General features: G+C 43.8%; 18 protein-coding genes and 1 pseudogene. 5 read left to right on the forward strand and 14 right to left on the reverse strand.

The window, feature by feature from the left end:
* Positions 1 to 53: 53 nt before the first annotated feature.
* The 9 genes from ACFE93_RS13390 to ACFE93_RS13430 form a co-directional block, all read right to left on the reverse strand.
* Positions 54 to 1,490 carry an FAD-dependent oxidoreductase gene (locus tag ACFE93_RS13390; RefSeq protein ID WP_375473747.1) on the reverse strand — a complete coding sequence of 479 codons (1,437 nt, stop codon included), beginning with the start codon at positions 1,488 to 1,490 and terminating at the stop codon, positions 54 to 56.
* Between the two features lie 60 nt (positions 1,491 to 1,550).
* Positions 1,551 to 2,300, reverse strand: a complete 750-nt coding sequence (locus ACFE93_RS13395) for an SDR family oxidoreductase (RefSeq protein ID WP_375473748.1) — start codon at positions 2,298 to 2,300, stop codon at positions 1,551 to 1,553.
* Positions 2,301 to 2,382: 82 nt separating this feature from the next.
* Positions 2,383 to 2,814 carry a cupin domain-containing protein gene (locus ACFE93_RS13400; protein WP_375473749.1) on the reverse strand — a complete coding sequence of 144 codons (432 nt, stop codon included), beginning with the start codon at positions 2,812 to 2,814 and terminating at the stop codon, positions 2,383 to 2,385.
* A gap of 81 nt (positions 2,815 to 2,895) precedes the next feature.
* The gene (locus ACFE93_RS13405) at positions 2,896 to 4,473 is read right to left on the reverse strand and encodes a GMC family oxidoreductase (RefSeq protein ID WP_375473750.1); all 1,578 of its coding nucleotides are present in this window, start codon (positions 4,471 to 4,473) and stop codon (positions 2,896 to 2,898) included.
* Positions 4,470 to 4,691, reverse strand: a complete 222-nt coding sequence (locus ACFE93_RS13410; RefSeq protein ID WP_375473751.1) for a hypothetical protein — start codon at positions 4,689 to 4,691, stop codon at positions 4,470 to 4,472. Before ACFE93_RS13410 ends, ACFE93_RS13405 begins: the two co-directional genes overlap by 4 nt.
* 57 nt (positions 4,692 to 4,748) lie before the next feature.
* Positions 4,749 to 5,561, reverse strand: a complete 813-nt coding sequence (locus tag ACFE93_RS13415) for an alpha/beta fold hydrolase (protein WP_375473752.1) — start codon at positions 5,559 to 5,561, stop codon at positions 4,749 to 4,751.
* A gap of 112 nt (positions 5,562 to 5,673) precedes the next feature.
* Positions 5,674 to 6,231, reverse strand: a complete 558-nt coding sequence (locus tag ACFE93_RS13420; RefSeq protein WP_375473753.1) for a DsbA family protein — start codon at positions 6,229 to 6,231, stop codon at positions 5,674 to 5,676.
* A gap of 242 nt (positions 6,232 to 6,473) precedes the next feature.
* The gene (locus ACFE93_RS13425) at positions 6,474 to 7,103 is read right to left on the reverse strand and encodes a response regulator (protein WP_375473754.1); all 630 of its coding nucleotides are present in this window, start codon (positions 7,101 to 7,103) and stop codon (positions 6,474 to 6,476) included.
* Between the two features lie 8 nt (positions 7,104 to 7,111).
* On the reverse strand, positions 7,112 to 13,162 hold the full coding sequence (locus tag ACFE93_RS13430; RefSeq protein ID WP_375473765.1) for an AAA family ATPase: 6,051 nt from the start codon (positions 13,160 to 13,162) through the stop codon (positions 7,112 to 7,114).
* 204 nt (positions 13,163 to 13,366) lie between these two features.
* Here ACFE93_RS13430 and ACFE93_RS13435 point away from each other — a divergent pair.
* Both ACFE93_RS13435 and ACFE93_RS13440 read left to right on the forward strand, forming a co-directional pair.
* Positions 13,367 to 13,581 (forward strand): annotated as a pseudogene (locus tag ACFE93_RS13435) (transposase); the annotation flags it as partial.
* 514 nt (positions 13,582 to 14,095) lie between these two features.
* Positions 14,096 to 14,368, forward strand: coding sequence for a hypothetical protein (locus ACFE93_RS13440; protein ID WP_375473755.1), 273 nt, complete (start codon positions 14,096 to 14,098; stop codon positions 14,366 to 14,368).
* 266 nt (positions 14,369 to 14,634) lie between these two features.
* On the opposite strand, the gene ACFE93_RS13445 is transcribed toward ACFE93_RS13440, so the two are convergent.
* The 3 genes from ACFE93_RS13445 to ACFE93_RS13455 form a co-directional block, all read right to left on the reverse strand.
* Positions 14,635 to 14,736, reverse strand: a complete 102-nt coding sequence (locus ACFE93_RS13445; RefSeq protein ID WP_375473766.1) for a hypothetical protein — start codon at positions 14,734 to 14,736, stop codon at positions 14,635 to 14,637.
* A complete protein-coding gene (locus ACFE93_RS13450) occupies positions 14,690 to 14,944 on the reverse strand; it encodes a hypothetical protein (RefSeq protein ID WP_375473756.1) in 255 nt (84 codons plus the stop codon). The genes ACFE93_RS13445 and ACFE93_RS13450 overlap by 47 nt, the downstream gene beginning before the upstream one ends.
* Positions 14,945 to 15,005: 61 nt before the next feature.
* Entirely contained in the window at positions 15,006 to 15,437 is a 432-nt protein-coding gene (locus ACFE93_RS13455) for a transposase family protein (protein ID WP_375473757.1), read from the reverse strand.
* Positions 15,438 to 15,497: 60 nt separating this feature from the next.
* Here ACFE93_RS13455 and ACFE93_RS13460 point away from each other — a divergent pair, with 60 nt between their 5' ends.
* Together ACFE93_RS13460 and ACFE93_RS13465 are read left to right on the forward strand one after the other, a co-directional pair.
* Positions 15,498 to 15,992 carry a hypothetical protein gene (locus ACFE93_RS13460; RefSeq protein WP_375473758.1) on the forward strand — a complete coding sequence of 165 codons (495 nt, stop codon included), beginning with the start codon at positions 15,498 to 15,500 and terminating at the stop codon, positions 15,990 to 15,992.
* 160 nt (positions 15,993 to 16,152) lie between these two features.
* Entirely contained in the window at positions 16,153 to 17,082 is a 930-nt protein-coding gene (locus tag ACFE93_RS13465; RefSeq protein WP_375473759.1) for a potassium channel family protein, read from the forward strand.
* A gap of 252 nt (positions 17,083 to 17,334) precedes the next feature.
* Here ACFE93_RS13465 and ACFE93_RS13470 read toward each other — a convergent pair whose 3' ends face one another.
* Both ACFE93_RS13470 and ACFE93_RS13475 read right to left on the reverse strand, forming a co-directional pair.
* Positions 17,335 to 18,909: an AAA-like domain-containing protein gene (locus tag ACFE93_RS13470; RefSeq protein WP_375473760.1), complete on the reverse strand. Its 1,575-nt coding sequence runs from the start codon at positions 18,907 to 18,909 to the stop codon at positions 17,335 to 17,337.
* Positions 18,910 to 18,914: 5 nt separating this feature from the next.
* On the reverse strand, positions 18,915 to 20,357 hold the full coding sequence (locus ACFE93_RS13475) for an AAA-like domain-containing protein (RefSeq protein WP_375473761.1): 1,443 nt from the start codon (positions 20,355 to 20,357) through the stop codon (positions 18,915 to 18,917).
* A gap of 458 nt (positions 20,358 to 20,815) precedes the next feature.
* On the opposite strand from ACFE93_RS13475, the gene ACFE93_RS13480 reads away from it, so the two are divergent.
* Positions 20,816 to 20,986: a hypothetical protein gene (locus ACFE93_RS13480; protein WP_375473762.1), complete on the forward strand. Its 171-nt coding sequence runs from the start codon at positions 20,816 to 20,818 to the stop codon at positions 20,984 to 20,986.
* The last annotated feature ends 22 nt before the right edge of the window (positions 20,987 to 21,008 follow it).

Raw genomic sequence — 21,008 nt, forward strand, 5'->3', positions numbered from 1 at the left:
CTGACATCGTTTCCCAGCCGGAATTATTTGTTACTGGTGAAAAGGTTGTCGACCTAGCGGGTCGCTGCCTCGATCGGTTGTTTCCACACCGCAGCAGCATAGAGCGAGTTCTCAAAATCGGGGGCGATATCGCCTGTGATACGTGCCTCATGATGCGCCCAGTCCTCAAAGAACAAGTCGTGACTGATGCACGATACTATTGCAGGTATGTCGCGGCGGATGCTAAATATGTCACCAATTGGCAAGCCAAAGCTGACGAAACCAGCAGGATTAAATACGTGAATGTCTTTCAGGTAAGGGGCTGTGCCAGGTACTTTTTCTAGGTATTCGCGGGCGTTACCGAAGTAAGGGTGCGTTCCCAAATAGTCGTCGCGCAGGTCTTCTGGTGGCTGGTAGCGATCGCGCCAGAGGGCAATATGCTGGGCAAAGTCGGCTAGTTCGGGACGCTTTGTTGGGTCAACGAAGTAACCAGTGCCAGCGATCGCAAAATCAAACTCGAAAACCTCATCATTCACCTGGGTGACAATGCGATTGCCCATTTCCCGTGCCGATTTCCAAGGTGCAGATAGGTGTATGTGAAAGTTCGGGAAGGCGATCGCTCGCTCAATCGCGTTCCGTGATGGCGTGGAGCCTGCTTGACGAAAACGCCAAGCTTGGAACCATCGGGCTGCATCGGGTAGTTGGGGATAGTTGCAGTAAGCACCAGGGTATTCCCGTATCCGAAGTACTGGTAGAGATGCGATCGCCGATCGCCGTGAAAACAGGTGTACTGCCTGAGCTCCCGATTCCAGCGCCACTCCTGCTGCATCGAAAGCTGAAGCTGCCGCACCCAGCACCGCCACAGTCTTACCGCGCAGTGCTTCAAAATCGATGGCATCGGCGGTATGTGCGTACAGCGTGCGTGGTAAGTCAGCCAGTACTGGAGGTATGTATGGACCACCAGTGCCAGCCACGCCATTGGCGAAGATAATTTTGCGCGTAGTCTCTAAGAGCGGGACATCGTTTACCTCAAGGTGTAGGCGGAAGAAACCTGCGGCTGGCTCAATCCGCACCAACTTCGTCCGGTAACGAACCTGGATACCGAGGAATTGCCGATACCAACTGAGGTACTCAGCCCAAGTCACTCGCCCAATGCGATCGATCGCCGCGTAAGCTGACGCACCGTGCCGCGCTTCATACCAGGCTTGAAAGGATAATTCTGGGATGCCTAGTTCTGGACCAGGCACATTTTTCGGCGTGCGGAGCTTTTCCATCCGCGCTCGCGTCAGCCACACGCCTGCATGAGCCTCGTCATCGGCTGCATCGATCGCCGTCACGCGACCGATCCCAGCACGCCGTAGCGCAAATACAAAGGTGCTACCACTGCCGCTGCCACCTATTATAGTGACATTGTGATCGATGCCAGGGCGATCGGGCACCCAGTTTTCGGGATCGGGACCGAGCAGGCGTAGTGCCTCGCGGGCAGTAAAATCGGAATTGCTTGTTGTCATGTTGATCTCCTCATATCTCGTCGCGATGGATGGAAGAATCGGAATAGCATCTTTTGGACTTCAAATCTGTGCCATACCGCCATCAACAAACAACTCAATGCCGTTTACAAAGCTGCTGTCAGCTGAAGCGAGAAAGACAACGGCTTTGGCAATCTCATCGGGTTTGCCGACTCGTCCCAGTGGGATGGCGCTGACTTGACTGTCCACGAATTCCTGCAACTGCTGGTCATTCAGTCCCAAATGATCGTAACCAGGAGTCGGAACCACACCAGGGCTAATGGCATTCACTCGGATCTTGCGTTCTCTGAGGTCGAGTATCCAATTCCGAGCAAACGATCTCACGGCGGCTTTGGTAGCGCTGTAAACACTGAAAGCTGGCGTACCTTTTATAGAAGTAGTCGAAGCATTCAAGATAATAGAAGCGCCCTCTGGCAACAGTGGCAGTGCTTTTTGTACAGTGAACAGCAAACCTTTGACGTTTATGTTGAATGTTTTGTCAAAGTGTTCCTCAGTGATTGTTCCAAGTGGGGCAATTTGTCCACCGCCAGCATTAGCGAAGATAATATCGAGGTGTCCTTGTTCTTGCTTAATGGTGGCAAACAGACGATCGAGGTCTGCCAGATTAGAAACATCACTCTGCACAGCCGTAACATTTTTGCCAATGGCTTCTACAGCAGCATCCAGTTCGACTTGGCGACGACCCGTGATGTAGACATAGGCACCTTCAGCAACAAACTGTTTGGCTGTGGCAAGACCGATACCACTATTGCCACCCGTGACAAGGGCGATTTTTCCTTCTAGTTTTTTCATTATGCGAATCCTCTGATTATTGGGTTTAAAGCGGTCAGTTGCTAATGAGAGCGATCAGGAGGAAGAATGATCAGCTTAATCTCTAAGGGATATCTCCAGGCGCACCCAGAATTTCGTCGCCAATTTCGCTAGAGATGCGATTGAACAATTCCATGTCAGGTACCTCATTCTGGTTTAGCGTCCCTGTTGCTTCAATTAGTTGAGCAAACGCACTGGGCGCAGCAACGACTAACCCGCGAGCTGGTTGATCGCTGAGTGCAGCAACAACATGGGGTGTGCCCATCGGAATGAAGGCACTTTCACCTGCACCTAGCACAACCTTATTCTTACCAACCCAGACAGTGAACTCTCCTTCCAACACATAGAGTTGTTCGGAATAGCGTGTATGGCGATGGGGTGGAGTCTGCGCACCAGGAGGGAAATAGCCCTCAATCAGGTCATATTTACCGTCAGTTGTGGTGTGATCGGCGACGATGGTAAGGTAGTTATTAAGAAGCCAGAATGATTTTGTCATGGAAGTACTCCTTCTAATGAATGAATTGTGTTACGAACGGTCAAGCTGGCGGCTCAGATAAAGCAGGCGTTCATGCCGTTTCTAGATAGACAAGTGTGACAAATTTTGAACATTAAGCTTATTGGGAAAGCTTTGCGAGGTACGCTCCGCTTTAATTAAATCTGCTGCCTTCTCAGCAATCATGATAGTGGGTGCATTTGTATTGCCTGTGGTGATTGTTGGCATGATTGATGCATCAACAACACGAAGACCTTGAACCCCATATACCCGTAGTTGAGGATCGACCACTGCCATTGGGTCAATACCCATTTTGCAAGTGCCAACCGGATGCCATACAGTGCTGCAAGTGTCCCGAATGTAAGCTTCGAGTGCTGCATCACTCTGAACGTGGGAACCTGGGGCAATCTCCTCACCATGAAAATCATCAAAGGCACTGGTCTGAATCAATTGGCGGATTAATTTAACTCCCTCAACCAACTTTTGTACATCGGCTTGACTTTGTAGATAATTCATTTGAATGGTTGGTGGATCTTTGGGGTCAGGCGATTGCAAAATGACGCTGCCAACATTTTGGAGACGGGTAAGAGAGACTGCACCCGTAAATCCAAAATCAGCAGGAGTATAACCAGGTGACAAGAATTGAATCGGGCCGAAAAAGAACTGCAAATCGGGTGCAGCCTCCACATTCCCTTTGCTATGCAAAAATAATCCGGCTTCAACTCCATTACTGGTGATGGCAGGGTGTATATCTTGAGTAACTTCTTGAACGACACAAGTGAGAATGTGATCCTGAAGGTTTTGACCGACACCCGGCAAATCTGCAATCACAGAAATTCCCATTGCTTGCAGATATTCTGCATCCCCAATACCAGAAAGCATTAGCAGTTTGGGCGAATCAAACGCACCCGCACTTAAAATCACTTCCTGGTTGACTCTGACCTGGTGGAGCCTACTTTCATGCAGATATTCCACTCCCACACAGCGAGTGTCTTCAAACAGCAATCGCGTCACCAATGCCCCTGTGATTACAGTCAAATTGGGACGATGGAAAATGGGTAGAAGAAAAGCAGCAGCAGCACTGTGCCGTTTACCATTCTTGACCGTCAACTGATAGAATCCCACCCCTTCTTGCTGTACACCATTAAAATCAGGATTGTAATTGTATCCCATTGACACACAGGCATCTACAAAGCGTTGGGAAACCACAGCAGGGGACATCAAATCGGTAACGCTCAACTCCCCATCAACTCCGTGAAATTCTGACGCGCCTCGCTGCTGCTGCTCCGATTTCTTAAAATAGGGTAATACATTAAGGTACGACCAACCGGGATTTCCTAATTCCTGCCAGCGATCGTAATCTTGAGGATTGCCCCGGATATACATCATGAAATTAATCGAACTGCTGCCCCCCAAAACTTTGCCACGGGAACAAAACATTTTGCTGTAATTCAGGTAGGGTTCCGGCTCAGAAACGTAACCCCAATCAATTTCAGAGCCTATTAGGCTAAAGCATTGCGCCGGAATTTGAATTTCTGGTTTTGTAGCTGGGTTGCCCGCTTCGAGGAGTAACACAGTTGTGTCACAGTCTTCGGTTAGACGATTGGCAACCACACAACCTGCCGACCCTGCACCGATTACAATGTAGTCATAGTGACTCATAGCGTCCCCCTACTCGGTTGCCTTAAAGTTTCTCCAGCCTGATTAATGGAAATGTTTTCGGCTTGTGGTTTCGGTTGGGTTGGCTGAAGTTGAGCTATTTGCTGCCCAGTTTGTTTGGTGATGACATTGTATTTGGTTGAAGCGTAAGTAACTGATCGCAGACTCAAGATAGTCGTCATCGCTAACATGACTCTCGTGGTAAGTCTGTGGAACTTCATCTTTCATCTCCCCAATGTGTGATATGTACCGAGAAACTGCTTCTCTTAAAATTGGGATTACTTCACAGCAGTGCTTGCTGCTTCAATCACTTTGGCAACCTCTTTTGGATGAGAGATAAAAGGAACATGACTGGAGTTAACTTCGGTTGTCTTAGCATCAATCCGTTTGGCCATAAATCGTTGAAGTTCAGGGTTGATGGCGCGATCGCTTTGAGTCACGAGAAACCAAGAAGGAATCGTTTTCCACGCGATTTCATTCAATGATTGCTCAAACGCTGCGCTGGCGATCGGCTTTTGGGTTGCTGCCATCACTCGCGCCTCAGCCTTCGATACGTCCTGGGCAAAAAATTCGTGAAACTTCCCGCGATCAATATAGAGAAAGTTTGCAGCATCAGGTACAATCGCCTTGCTAATCGGAGCTGCTGCGTACTTTTTATTCAAATCACTCGTCTTTTCACCGATATCTGGTGCGAAAGCATTAACATAAACCAGAGCTTTCACCTGTGGATTGCTAGCTGCCGCACCCGTAATCACATTTCCACCATAGGAATGTCCGACCAAAACAACGGAACATTTTTGATTGTCAATTACCCGCTTCGTCGTTGCTACATCATCAGCAAGCGAGGTGAGCGGAATCTGCACAGCAGTCACTCTGTAGCCATCCTGCTCCAACAATGGAATGACGTGTTGCCATGATGTACCATCAGCAAAAGCCCCATGAACGAGAACGATCGCAGGTTTAGAGTTGAACGCTTGAGGTAATTCCTTGGAAGTGGCTGATGTTGGATGCATTGATATCCCAACGACAACACTTAATGCAAATAACCACAGTAACAATTTTTGAACTTTTTTCCATGTAAAAACCATCATTGCGATCGCCTCTGTATTCTTGCTAAATTGCTGAAATCCTGGTTCTTGTTGTCGGTATAGAAGTTATGAAATACTCCCCGCTGAAATACTTATTAAGATAAGCACTAAAACCTTAATCATTTGCAGCAACAATGGCTGCCATTATCTGCTCAACAGTCCAGCGACCAAGATAACGAATTCCATTAATAAACAAAGCGGGTGCAGCCTCCACTCCACTTCGCAGTCCACCTGCGATGTCTGCATTGATCCGATCAACATACGCTCCCTTGGATAAATCCTGTAAAAATTGAGAAATATCAAGTCCTAAACGATTGGCATACTCCACTAGATAGCCATTTCCCAACTCCTGTTGATTGATAAACAGCATCTCATGCATTTGCCAAAACTGCCTTTGAGCTGCTGCGGCTTCTGCGGCTTCCGCTGCCCGTTGAGCATGTGGATGAATCTGTACCTGAGGAAAATGACGGAAGATAAAACCTAAATTGTTTTCTCCAAACGAAACCTTCAATTGCTGTTGAGCAACTTTAATCAATCGATAGACGTTTGCACTTTGAAAACATTCATAATCTCCATACATGACAAATACTACAGCAGCATTCAGTACACCTTGGATATGATCCTGGGTTGAAGGCGGAACGAAAAGAAAACGATTATCACGGTCGTAAGTCATCTTTCGGTTTGTATTAAGCAAACTTAAGCCTCACAAACCAACTGCACCAACATCGCTATGGATTCAATATAGACAATTGACCCTCTCTTGTCGTCCACTCTGGGTTGACATTTTTGTACAATCGCGTGATGGATGAACCTGTCCATCTCGCAGTGGAAGGTTGTCTCCAACTAAAGTTTGAGTCTAAAACCAATCTAAAGGGGAAAAGGTAAAGGTTCACTCCCTTTCCCCTTTTCCCCCACTTACAAACTGACAATCCCACGCTTAACAGCAGTAATCACAGCTTGTGTGCGATCGCTCACTCCCAGTTTGCTCAAAATGCGATTCACATGCGATTTGACAGTGCTTTCACCAATATTCAAAGCAGTCCCAATTTCCTGATTACTCATTCCTTGTGCCATCAAACGCAGCACTTCCAACTCTCGTTCACTCAGTTCTGGATTGCTCATTCGCTGCAATAATTTTGCGCCCACTTCTGGCGGAATGTATTTCTGACCATTATGAATCGCGCGAATCGCATTTAAAAGCTCGCCAGGTTTAGCATCCTTAAGCAGATAGCCTTGAGCGCCCGCCTGCAAGCCGCGATAGATGTCTTCATCACTATCGTAGGTGGTGAGTACCGCGATTCGAGCCTGCTTAAATTCAGCACAAATCGCCATAATGGCTTCAACACCACCCATTTTGGGCATTCGTAAATCCATTAGTGTGACATCAGGTTGGTATTCTCGAAAGGCGTCGATCGCCTGCTGTCCATTTTCAGCTTGAGCGATCGCTGTCATTTCTGGATCGCGGTTAATGATGGTTGCTAGACCCTTTCTGACTATGGCATGGTCGTCAACAATCAGCACCCTAATCGTAGTGGATTGGCTCATTGTAATTCTCACTCTCGATTGATAGTGACAATAATTTCTGTTCCCTGTCCCGGTTGGCTTTGAATCACTAGTTGTGCGCCAATGCGCTCTGCTCGTTCGCTCATTCCTAATAAGCCAAACCCACCGCTCAAAGGAATGCTACCCACTCCAAAGCCCCTGCCATCATCTTTAATCTGTAAGATACACTGTGTCTCGTTGTACACTAACTCAACCCGAATTTCGCCAGCACAAGCGTATTTAATCGCATTGGTTAATGCTTCCTGCCCAATTCTGAGTAAGTTATTCTCCACTTCGGTTGGTAAGGAATAGGCTGTACCCTGAGTTTCGCAAATCACAGCCGTGTCGGTCGTCGATCGCATTTGAGCTACAATACGATGCAGGGCACTCTCTAAATTACCTTCTTCTAGTAGCCGCGGACGGAGTGCTGATACAGATCGCCGTGCCCCTGCCAGCCCAGCGCGTGCTAGTTCCTCAATCATTTCCAGATGTACTTGGGTTGCTTCCGGGTCATCCGCCAGCACTTGTGTTGCTGCTCCAACCTGAAGCAGAATACCTGTGAAGGATTGAGCCAGTGTATCATGAATTTCTCGCGCCATCCGGTTGCGTTCTTCCAGAATGGAGGCTGCTTCAGCGAGTTTGCGATCGCTAATGTCTGTAATGAGACTGTAGAAACCTCTCACTTGAGCATTGTCATCGAAATCAGGGATCAAAGTCGCGCTGATGCACCGCTTACCAAGCGGAAAAGGGATTTCTGCTTCTAGAGGTACAGTTTGCCCTTCAAACACCTGATTAATGTAAGGTTCAAGCCGTTGATAAACCGCCTCACCGAGAAGTTGGCGAACAGGGTTGCCCAGAATTTCATTGCGGCTACGGTTAAACCAAACCTCATAGGTACGGTTGATGAATTGATAACACCGATTGGCATCTACATAGCTGATGAGAACTGGTAGAGCGTCGGCAATCAGTCGTAATTCCTGTTCTCGATAGCGCAGCTCTGCTTCGCTTTGCTGTAAAGCTGCCGTTCGTTCTGCCACCTGAAGTTCCAGGGTAAGGTTGTATTCGGTTAACAGTTTCTGTGCTCGTCTTTGCTCTGTAATGTCTTGAAAAGCTACGATTCCATAAGCCACGTTACCCTGTTCGTCAAAAACTGGAGTTCCCCATGCCTCAATTGGAATAGTTATGTCGTTTCGGCGAATTTCCATGTCATCAACCGTGGTGCGTTCACCTCTTAATGCACGGACAATTGGTAGTTGGTCACTTGGATATTTTTCATTTGTTCCCACCCGATAAAACTGATAAACCTCTGCATACCGATCTGGTGTTACGGCAGGATCGACACCTTTGCCCACTAGCTGAATTCTCCGTTGATTGGCGTAATAAGGATGACCCCTTGCATCCAATACTGCAATGGCTACTGGAACTGCTTCTAGAAATTGAGCTATTCTACTTTCACTCTTTTGTAGGTTTGAGTAGAGCTTCGCATTTTCAATCGCGATCGCTGCCTGAGTAGATAGAAGATTCAGAAGTTGTGATCGATCCGGTGTGAATACTCCAGTTGCTAACTGATTTTCTAAATACAACACACCGATGAGCTTGTTTTGATTGAGCAGCGGCAAACAAAAGACTGATTGAGTCTGGTGGTGTTGAATATAGGCATCATTGATAAAATTACCTTCACGAGTAGCATCATTGAGAATAACCGACTCATGAGTCCGAATCACATAATGAATGATCGATTCAGGTAAACGATTTGCGATCGGAGTCGATTGCAGCACTTGCGTTGCACAGACGTGTACACCCTCACTGAGTTCACAAGTCGCTTCGATCGTCCATTCTGCTGCGTTTTCTAAAAGCAGACATCCGGTTTGTGCTCCAGCATTCTCAATGAGGATTTGCATTAAGGCGTGGAGCAGTTGTTCGAGTTCAATCTCACTTGAAATCGCTTGGGATGCTTTCATTATTGTTGCTAAATCGAAAGCGACATGTGAGGTATTTGAGGTCGTTTTAGATGCTTTGAGGTTTATTGTATCAGCCATACCGGATGACTGAGAAAAGAACTGAGGATAACGAGTTTCTAAATCTTTAACCTTTGCTGTGGCTCCCCAGCGTTTATAGCAGTAGTGTGCTTCTCTCATATAAAGCTGGGCAAACTTTTGTCTACCACGACCCAGATAAAATTTAGCAGCTAATTCATAGGCTAAGGCTTCTTCTCGCAGATAGTCATTTTCTTTCGCTCCTTGAATGGCTTGTTCGTAGAAATCCTCTGCCTCAAGCAACTGGCCTAAAACTCTCGCCCTTTCTGCTTGTATGAGATGATATTTATGCAAATGATTCATGGGTGCATATTGCGCCCATTGCTTCATTTTCTTCTGACTAACAGCAACTTTTTCCAGAATTTCTGCCTGTACCTCAACGCTGCTCTCAGGGTATATGGCAAATCTTGCCAAAGCAGCATAGAGGTAGTAGAAAGGAACAAAAGCTGTACCAACTATTTGAGTCAAATAGCGCTCTGCTATCCTTGCATTCTCGACTGCCTGAGCGTACTCACAAAAGAGGTAGCATAGGAAAAGTTTATTAGCATAGACATCAAAAATCGAAGTTCCATCATTTGTTACTTCATGTTGTGGTAATCTATTTTTCTCATTGTAAAATTCTCCAGCTAGATAGATTGGATGGTCTGAACAGCCCATCAAATTTGCGACTACCTGCTGGAATATTTGATTCCAGGTCAGCGCCGTTTCCTGTTTAATCTGACGGATTGCCTCATTGTATATTGTCATCTCGCGCTCAACTTCTATCAGTTCGTTTCCAACTGCGTAGAAGTTAAAGCAATAAGCGTGAGCAGCATAGGCGACAAACTCCAAATCTCCGGTTTCTAGCCCATTGTTGTAAGCTTTTAGTAATGGCTGAAACGTGTTTCTAACATGCTCTTTCCAATGAATGATGAAAGTATTCACAATCAGCAATGTTCTAGCGCTAAGTGAATGAGTATTGGAGTGTGACAATAGCCTTAAAGCGAGCTGTCCAAATTCGTAGCCCGTCTCGATATCTCCGACCTTTCCACATAGAATTAATCCAAAGTTGGCATATGCAAAGGGAGACACAAGGGCATTCCCATGCTCTATTGACAAGCTGACCTGTTTAGCTACTATTAGCACCATCAGATCAGGAGCGGCAATCCAAGACGAAATCGTAATTCTAGATAGAATTCGCATCGCCACTAACTTATCCAGCTCGCTCATTTCTGGCAAATAAGTCAAGTCTTTGATCGATTTCTCACTCAAGAGGTGTGAGATTGCGTCTAGTTCAAGCTGAATATCCAACTGGCTTGGTTGTTCGGGGAAATGAATCCCAAATTGTGGCAGAACCTGTAATGCTGTATTGATTGCCTTCAAGGGCTGACCCTGTGCGATATAAGCCTGAATTTTGACTTCGTAAACTTTTACGCGATCAAGAACCGTTTTAGCCTCTTGCAGAGCGATCGCTGCCCAGTGTTCTACTTGCTCAAACTCACCACACAAATACGCGACTTCTGTCGTCTCTAAATATAGCTCTAAGGTCAGCCCATAGTTTGTTTGCCAGCTAGAACCAGCTAGCCACGCTCTTCCAGTAGTCAAATAGTTTTGAGCAGTGTTATAAGCGATCGCGGCTTTTGCTTTCTGACCTGCCATCAGGTTCAATCTGGCAATTTCATCTCGTTCTGCTTGATTAGTAATCAGTTCAATTCCATGATTGAGATGATCCACAATTTCAAATAGTCGATTTGATAGCCGATCTGCCAACGCTTCTTTAAGCAAATTGCGACCAATTTGAAGATGAACCACCTGTTTCTGCGATTCATCGATTAGGGCATAAGCAGCTTGCTGGACGCGATCGTGCGAAAACTTGTAATTCTGAATCAGCAGATTCTCATCTAACTCTGAGGTTGCAACAAGCAACTCTGACTGAATTACAGTTGTGAGTTCTGCAAAAATTTCAACTGCTGGTCGTTCACAGATGACTGAGAGTGTCGCTAAATCAAACTCAGCACCGACACAAGCAGCTAAGGATAAAACCTGTTGAGTTTGCTTTGGAAATTGTTTCAGCTTTCCGATGATTAACTCCACTACATTGTCGGTAATATTTTTGGCTTTAATATGAGTAATGTCCCATTGCCAGCGTAGTTGATTAATGTCGAAGACGATCAGACCTTCAATGTACAGCGCTTTGAGAAATTCATTGGTGAAGTAGGGATTGCCGTTCGCTTTACGCCATATCAGTTCTGCTAAAGGTGCAATCGACTCAGTATGCGTGTGCAAGGTTTCAGCAATCAGTTGAGCCACTGCCCCTAGTCTTAGCGGAGCTAACATTATCTGACTAATAGTAACAGTTTTCTGTTTTAGCTTCTCTAAGGTTGCAATCAGCGAATGTGTTTGAGTGACTTCGCGATCCCGATAAGCTCCAATTAAAAGCAGGGCTTGTATCCCACGGTCGCTCAAAATTAACTCGATGAGCTTGAGTGTAGCAGAGTCTACCCATTGCAAATCATCCAGAAAGATGACCAGAGGATGCTCAGGAGAACAGCAGGCTCGAATGAACTTCTGAAAAACAAGGTTAAACCGATTTTGTGCCTCAGTTGCTCCAACTTCTGCTACGGGTGGTTGCTTGCCAATAATCAACTCAACTTCTGGAATGACATCAATAATCAGTTGTCCATTACTTCTTAAAGCTGTAAGCAAGCGCGATCGCCATTGTTGCACTTGCTCATCAGGTTCACCCAACAACTGCTGCACCAGTTTTCGTAGTGCATCCACAATTGCGCTGTAGGGAATATTACGCTGAAATTGGTCAAACTTACCCGAGGTGAAATAACCGCGCTTTGCTGTGATGGGTTTGTAGAGTTCCTGTACTAAGGCTGATTTACCAATGCCAGCATAACCAGACACTAACATCATCTCAATATTGCATTGAGCATTTTTCTCATTTCCTATTCCTGCCACTCTCTCAAATGCTGCTAATAATGCTGCAATTTCTGCTTCTCGTCCATACAACTTCTGGGGAATGTGAAACTGATTACAAACATCTTGTAGACCCAGCTGGATATTGCCAATTTGCCCTGTTTGTGTAAGTTGGGCTGCACAACGTTCTAAATCTGCTTTGATGCCCCAGGCGCTTTGATAGCGATCTTCTGGGTTTTTCGCCATCAATTTCATAACAATGTCTGAAACATCTTTAGGAATTGCACTGTTAATCGGTGATGAATCATCCACCACACCCCACAACGCCACATCCTCTTTTTGGGGAGACCCCAAGACCGGAGTGGCTCTTCCACATCCGTTCGGTTGATGCTCACAGCAGAAGTCCATACCCCTAATTTCACACGGAGGAATCGGCTGTTTAGCAATATGACAATGGACTAGCTCCAGGATATCCGTTGTTGCGAACGGCAGGTGCCCAGTGAGCAATTGGTAGAACGTCACACCGAGCGAATAGAAATCGGTACGGTAATCGAGCAAACGGTTCATTCGTCCGGTCTGCTCTGGCGATAGGTAGGCAAGGGTTCCTTCTAATACATGAGGGTTTTTGAAAGTCGGATTCGTGCGGTTAAATTGGGTGGCAATTCCAAAGTCAATAATTTTGACAACGCCAGTATCCAGATTGAGAACTATATTTCCAGGGTTGATATCTTTATGAATGACACTGGCTGTATGGATTCTGCCTAGAATCTCGCAAATAGTGATTGCAAAATCTAGAAAAGTCGATAAAGGCATTGGGCAGAAAATATCTGGACGCTTGTGCATCCATTGTTCTAAGGACTCTGCCCCAAAATCTTCTAAGAGAATAAAGAGACTGCGTTGATAGTCTTGCTGGCTGTATGCCTTTACCACTCCTTCCACTGTGAGGGAACGGGTAATTTTATATTCCTGTCTGTAACGGGTTAGTTCTTGAGGTGAGGGATAATCAAGCTTTAGCATTTTTACCACGATCCCTACTCCATCGTCTCTGATGCCCCGATAAACTAGAGAATTAGAACTTTCGTATATCTTGCCTTGGATGGCAATACCAGGTAGAGCAATCATAGAGCAACTCTTGAGAGGATAATCTGGCATAACTCAAACTATACACCAATTGTCATTCTGAGAATAATTACTTGCTGTTTGCTCCCATCGAAAATAAGTTTGAATAAATCAATACCTTAGCCAAAATAAGAGGGTGAAGAGAGAGGGCTGATGTAGTAGAGTTATTGTCTTTCCAAACGACAACTCAAAAGCCACAATCAACCCATGCCCAATATCCTATCACTGTTACAATGCCTGTTACCGCAGATAAATTGCTACGACGATGCGTCGAATGAGCCAGATAATCCTGGCAATGTTAGCGATGAGCGGCCGAGTCACTATGCCCTTGAATTTCACGTTGGACAAGCACTGGTGGTAGTTACCGGACGATGTTGAGGTTCTTTCATACAGTAATACCTTGGGCAACAATGCTGCTAATCTAGCATTTTTTATGGTCAATTTATCCCATCATCAACTCTTAGATTTTCGTCAACACAATCCTGACTCTGGCATTATCGATCTTAAGGCTTACTATCGTGGGTTTCGATAGCTACAAAGGACATCTTACATCGCATACCTTAGCAGGAATGTTATTTATCTGGCCAACATTATTCCTCGGAAGTAGCGCTTTCTTTTAAAGATTACCTGCAAAAAACAGTTGTACCTACAAATAAATTAAAGTCTGAAAATCTCCGAATAATTAAAATTATCAGTATTTTTGGGGATAGTAAAAACTTGGATACAAAAACCGATGAAGAATTAATTATACAGCTAGAAAAACGAGGTGCAGAAATTATTTATTTGAAAGAGCCAAAGCGTGAGTCACTTCAAAAACTTTGGGACGAGCCTTGTGATATTTTGTTTTTCGCGGGACACAGTTGGCTCATGCAACTACCAAAGTCAATCTTTGTTTTATTAAGCTGATGATTAAGCGGCTGGCAGCCCCTTCTTAAGATGTCAAATGGGTTCATCACCTCACACGGAATCACCCCACCCCCTAACCCCCTACGAGCAAGCCAGGAGGGGGAGGGTTCTTCTGATCTTTTAGAGACTTCTAACAATAGCTTACCTTCTACCTTTAACTCCCTAAGAGCAAGCCGGGAGGGAGATGGGGGGTGGGGTGCTAAACATCTAATACTCATCGCCGACCAATTTGAAGAACTCTACACCCTCGCACCGCCAGAGGAACGCCAGCCTTTTTTAAATAGACTTATCCGAAAATGGTAAATGTATACGGCAAAGGGATTTCAGCGATTATAATGGAATGTGCGATCGCTAGATTAGGTATACGAAAGAATAGGGGTTTGAGCATAAATTACGGCTAAATTATCAGTTTAGGGGCAAAAATATTGGTAGAAATAAAATTTATTTGCTACCAACAAATTTAAATATTAATAGCTAGTGAAAGTAAACAATTAAGCCGTAGCCTGACTAACCCACAAACGGTCATAATTACCTGGCTATACTTGTGCCTTGCTAAACGAAATTTCTCACTAGCGACTCGAAATATTTTTACTTTCCATAATCATTTGTTCAACGCCTATTCTTCTAGACGATAACTGCTGGTTTTCTTTTTTTTGTTGTGATTCCGAAATTTCTTTCTTCCTCGGTTTCTTGTAAGGCGTGGTAATTGTTGACTCTCCTATGTAATTTATCTCCAATAATTTTTTGTTCACAATCAAATTTACCTTGTGTTTCTCGGAATAAATTAATATCACTTGTTTTTCCTAAGTTTCCAATATAAACGTCAACAATATCTTCTCCATTGGGCAATACAATAAACTGCTTTTTCAGGGTATGCATTTTTTTCTTGCCAGAGTAGTGCTGTTTTTGCTCTTGATAGTCTACAGGCCATTAAGATAGTTTATTCTGCACTATCTACAATCAATTCATGCTCACAAAGAATTTTACGTAGTTCTTGATATTTCTGACTATCTTTTTCTACCTCTTCCATTTGAGAAGCTGGTAATATCTCTCTCAAAATCTTCACCCAATAATTAAAAGCATCATTCGCTTTAGTTTTTGATATATCAAATAACAAACCCAAAATATCAAAAGTTGGTTTTTGTCGAAGGTAAACTAGACATAAACAGACCCCTTCTTTGAGAGACATTTCTGATTTACGTCCACCACCAGGAGCAATAAGACGAACTTTGTTTTTTTGAATTTCTGTTTGTTTCTGATTATGTCGTTGTTCTGCCAACACAACTAATGTCATAAACTGTTCATAATTAATACCGATCAATCGTTTTGCTGACTGGGGATGTGATTCGATTCTTACTAAAGGACTCGTCATGGTTGATGCACTAGAATTTTTATTTCTGTATCATTTTCCCACAAACTTTATTTTAAGGACATGTCTAATGCATTAATCTACGCTATCAACCACGCTCCTAGATTTACCTTGGTTCTGACGCTGCGGGCAGATTTTTATGGCTATGCTTTATCTTACCGTCCTTTTAGCGATGCTTTGCAGCAGGGAATTTATAATCTTGGCCCCATGAACCGGGAGGAGTTGCGTAGGTCGGTTGAAAAACCAGCGCAAAAAATGAAGATTGTACTTGAGGAAGGGTTGACAGATACTTTAATCAGAGATTTGGGTAATGAATCGGGACGTTTACCTTTACTTGAGTTTACGCTGATGCAGCTTTGGCTCAAACTGAGAAAATGGTTTCTCACTCACGAAGCCTATCAAGAAATTGGTGGTTTAGAAAAGGCTTTGGCTAGCTACGCCGATACGGTGTTAGATAAGCTGAGTGAGGTTGATAGAAAACGGGCGGAAAAAATATTTATTCAGTCAGAATCTTCAAAAATCTTGCTATACATAGTTTACAATTTTTGTCAAAGGTAAAAGTTCCGACTCAGGCAATCAAACGATGGCGATATGTGAGGCAAGCATCGGTATCTTAATCATTGTGATTGTGTCGTTTGATGTATTTCAGGTGGTGATCGTTCCTCGTCGCTCGCCGCGCACGTTTAGAATTTCATCGCTGCTGATCAGATTATTTTGGTTGCCGTGGCGAAAACTAAGTTTGCAGACAGGCAAGCGGCAGGAGTATTTATTGGGAATATTCGCACCGTTGTCATTAATGCTGCTGCTTACAGTCTGGGTGATTGCATTGATTTTTGGATACGGACTGATCCTGTACGCTCTGCAAGACTCCATCCAACCTGCGATTCGAGATTTTGGTAGTGCGCTTTACGTAGCGGGAACCTCGCTGTTCACCCTTGGATTTGGCGATTTTGTCTCCGTAGGGATTGCACGGGTGGTAATGCTGGCGGCAGCAGGATCGGGATTGGCAGTGATGTCGCTTGTGATCGCGTTTTTATTCTCACTCTACAGTTCGTTACAGCATCGTGAAGTTTTTGTCAATCTTGTCGAGGCGCGGGCTGGCAGTCCTCCATCGGGGGTGACGTTGTTAGAAACTTATACTCGGTTAAAGATTCTCGATCAACTGCCTCTTGACATTGCTGATTGGGAAGTTTGGGCAGCGGAAATTTTGGAGAGCCATCGCGCGTATCCGATTCTCTCGTTTTTTCGCTCGACTCTGGAAGATGATTCCTGGATTAGTACACTCGGTGCAATGCTTGACGCTTGCACGCTATTGCTCACTACCGTACAAACCGAGCATAGCGGTCGAGCGTATTTGATGCACCGAATGGGCTGTCGTATTGTTCTGGATCTGCATCAGTTGTTTCAACTTCCCCTAGCAGATATACTCGAAGTTGATCGCGAACAATTTGAGCAGTCACGGGCAAGTTTAGCGCAGGCGGGTTTTGTGTTAAAGGATGCAGAATCTGCATGGCGAAAGTTTGTGGAGATGCATTCTGCCTACAGCAGCTTACTCAACACGTTAGTTGAATACTTTGCCACCAAACCGCCCTTATGGACCGATCATACTTTCCCTGCTCCTCATCCGCTTGCTCGCCGATTTCGCTAGAAAACGGACTCATGATCGCCAAGCTCAACCTCAAGTCACTGATTCGTGGACTTGATAGTTATCTCGAACCTGGAGCGAGTGCAGCAGTGTCGATAAATATCTCAAAATTCTGTTTGAGCACGTTCAAGAGTAATATAGCGGCTGCCACCTAAATTGGGGAATTTGCTCCAGTAAACTGGAGAGTCAAGAGGTCGTGCTAAAGAATTTTTTCAAGCGCATACATATTGGATGCAGCATAATTTTATGCTCGGTTCAAGGTTGATCTAGTAATTGCTTTGAGGTCACTGAACAGTGCTTTTTATACTCGAAAGTCACCATCGCCAATCCTAAAACAACTATTAATGCCCAACCGAACGCGCCTAGAAAAAATAATCTTTGAAATCTAGCTGCTTTTTGCTCTTGAACTAGTCGAGCTTTAACTTCTTTAGTTCGTTCTGCTTCTAACCATGTCTCAACTTCTCGCCGATCGCATTCTTGGCTAACAGCTAAAAATTGATAATCCAAATCGCTCAAGCTTTTGCCTTGTGACCAAGCTAGAGCTTCATGTAAGGCTGTCCCGCGCAATAGTCGGGAATTATCACTGTGTCCTGAGATTACCCAAGCGTTAAATGCTTGAGAGTATGGTCGCAATTTTGCTAATTGTTTTTCTACCCAAATTTGGTTAAAAACCTCTTGATAAATCCGGTTCTTTACTATCAGTTGCCCTTGTTGCTTGGTTACTAACCCCGACAACAGCAGTTCTATTTGTTCTTCTCCATCATCACAAGCTATCTGAATTCCTTGTAAAATTTGCTGGTACAATCCCAGCAAACCTCCAGCACGCTGCTCATTTATCAGCAGGCGATCGCGGATTGTTTTCAAATGCTCTGGATCGTCTTTGGCTTCCCATTTTTCAATAATATGGGTTTGTACTATTTTTTCTAAAATTAATAAGGGAAATTGGTAATAAAAATTTATCAGATGTTGATTAATAATCGGTAAATGGTTATCCAATTTATAACGTTCATCAACTTCTATGCTTCTCTGTTCTTTAACATTTTTGCTTCCACAGGTTCTTTCTTGCACTACTATCTGACATAGTTTTTGAGTCAGAAATGGCTGACCATTTGTCCAAGCTAAAATTTCTTTGAGAACTGCCATCGGATTAGCTACTTTACTTTCTAAACCTGCCGCTAATGGCTGAACTTCCGATAAGTTAAAGCCGTGCAGTTCAATAGATTTACCAATATTAAATGGGGTACAGTTGCGATCGGCAATCAAATCTGAAGGGGTTGCGACCCCGAACAACGCCCAAGTTAGGCGGTTATATTCGGGATTTTCGGCTCGTTGATTGTAGCACGAGCGAATTAGAGTAAAAAAATCGACTACAGAGAAATTTAAACCTAAAACACTATCAATTTCATCAATAAAAATAAATATTTTTTCAGTTTTTAGTTCAACTAACAAAATGTCTTCAACAAATTGGCTCAATCGCTGTAATGCAGGTAAATCCTTACGCTCCGACCACCAGACTTTTATATTAACTTTGCTAAAGAGGTTAAAGCTTCTTAATAAGTCAACCACTATGCCTTTATACCATTGAGCAGGAGTAATATTGCCGTTGCCGATCCGAGTCATATCAATAGAAGCACAACTGTAGCCTGCTTGTTCTAATCGATGCCTTGTTTGTAACCGCAAGCTAGATTTACCCATCTGTCGTGAACTAAATACATAACAAAATTCACCTTGAATTAAAGCATTATAAAGTTCAAAGTCAGCCTGTCTTTCTACATAGCTAGGAGCATCGACTTTGAGACTACCGCCAATTTGATATTCGTACTTATTCATAGCGTTTAAGTTAATTGCTCTCGGAAATACAGCTGATATAACTCACAGCTAGGCATTGCCTGATTTCCTTCAAGTTTTACCAAACCCATACTTTCTAATTTATAGGCAGCGATCGCCTCTAATTGCACACTTATTGGAGAGGTAACTACCCGTTTAAGTGCGATCGCGAGTTCTGGATGTTCTTGGAGATTTGCTAGATGATGCCGTAAATAGTTGCTGTAGATGCCGGCAATTGTGGGAGCCTCTTTTAGTAGCTGTTCTAGAGTTACTGTTTGATGTCCCAGGTTATAAAGAGCCAGACGAGCTAAATAAGGATGACCACCAATCATTGCTAGTAGAGGAGCCAGCTTTTCTAATCCTTTCTCACCTTTGGCCCAATCGAGTCCATGACGCACTGCCAATTCTTGCATCTGCTCTAAACTAAATTCTGGTAACTTAATCGGCAGCCCCACATTGAAAGGAGATTGATTAATATCTAACGGGATATAAGCTTCAGTGGCATGAACTACTATTAGTCGGAGTTTTTGCCAAATTTCTAATTCGGAAGCATCCTCATACCAAGAACGCAGTAGTGGCAGAAAATCCCTAGAAATTTCTGGATACTCAAAAACTCGATTCACTTCATCCAAAGCTAAAACTACCGGAGCGTCGATTTTCTCCAGTAAATACTCCTGTAAATACAATGTGCAGCTAACTTTGCTACCAATATTCTCATCCCAATAATCATCCAGTTTGATCTCTAGGTTCAACTGTCGGCTGACGTTAGCGCAAAACCAGCGTAAGAATTTTTCTAAGCTAGTGAAAACTTGACTATCTGCCCTCTGTAAACCGATTTGTACGGTGTGTACCCCAGTCTGTTTGGCATGAGTAAGAATTCTGTGCATTAGGGAGGTTTTTCCCATTTTGCTGGGGGCTTTGATTCTGATTAAGCTTCCAGGTTTATTAATTTCGGTATATGTGCGTTCTTCAATTGGCGGACGTTCTATGTAAAAAAAGGAATTTAGGGGCACTGAGCCACCAGGATTTTCTAAGAAGTCGGGATTAGGGATTGGGGTTATTCTCTCGTCTTGCTTTTCGATCGCTAAAGAAGAGCCTGATATCGCATCTTTGGCTCTGCTTATTGGCTGAGACTGTCTCAAGACTGCTGGCATAGTTTGTAGTTTTTCTGACAAAACGCTATTTTGCGTAGGCAAAGCCCGCCGGAGGCTTCGCCGTCTCAATACTGACCGAAAATTACTTTTTGTCACCTCTTCCCCGAAAGCTTGTGAAAGTAGCTTCCATAACTTTGAACCAACATCTTTTATATAATTAGCATCGTAACCACAGCTTTCGGCGATATCTGGATAAGTTTGTCCTTCCCAAGCTTGACGAAATATTATTTCCTGAACATCACTTAAGCCATGTTCCAGAAATGTATCTAAAATTACTAATGCTTCTTCTATATTCATTTGTAAAGAGAATAAAGTTTGTTTTAAATAAGACTTTAGCGGAATTTTTCATACTTTTTTCAGTATTTACTTAAATTTAAACAGTTATACCAATTTAAATAATCTTTGCGACAGATGGATTACTTGTAAGGGCATACAGATAGCTGTGCACCCCTAGTAATACCAAGTTGCCAAAGTTAGTAAAGCCGAAACGCCTATTTTAGTACCATTCAGCCCTGAGAATTTGTTCAAACTTTAACTTGAATATAAACAGATTTTTACGTAACATTTACTTTCGTAGAGTTTAATTAGCTCAGTGTCAATACAGCAACTAATAAGAGTAGTTTCATCACACGAAGCTTTTAAGCTTAAGATGAACTATGTAAATATTTCTAACTAATTTCCAGAATTTCTAGAATTAATACTAAATTCTAAGTAATAGCATTGTTTTGCGAATGCTATCTAAAAAGATTGTAACCATGAAAAATACCCTTTTTGCACTAGCGCTAACCTTATCAGCGCTTCCTATATCTATTTCTACATCAATTAATCCTGCGATCGCAGAGTCAACTCCTGTTGAACCGGCTGTTTCAATACGAACATTTAATGTCCTTGGCTACTATAGCGGTTCTCAGTTGGGTGAAATATAGTAACAGCAGTGGGTAAACCATC

Source organism: uncultured Nostoc sp., from assembly GCF_964247315.1.
In the GTDB taxonomy this organism is placed as follows: domain Bacteria; phylum Cyanobacteriota; class Cyanobacteriia; order Cyanobacteriales; family Nostocaceae; genus Nostoc.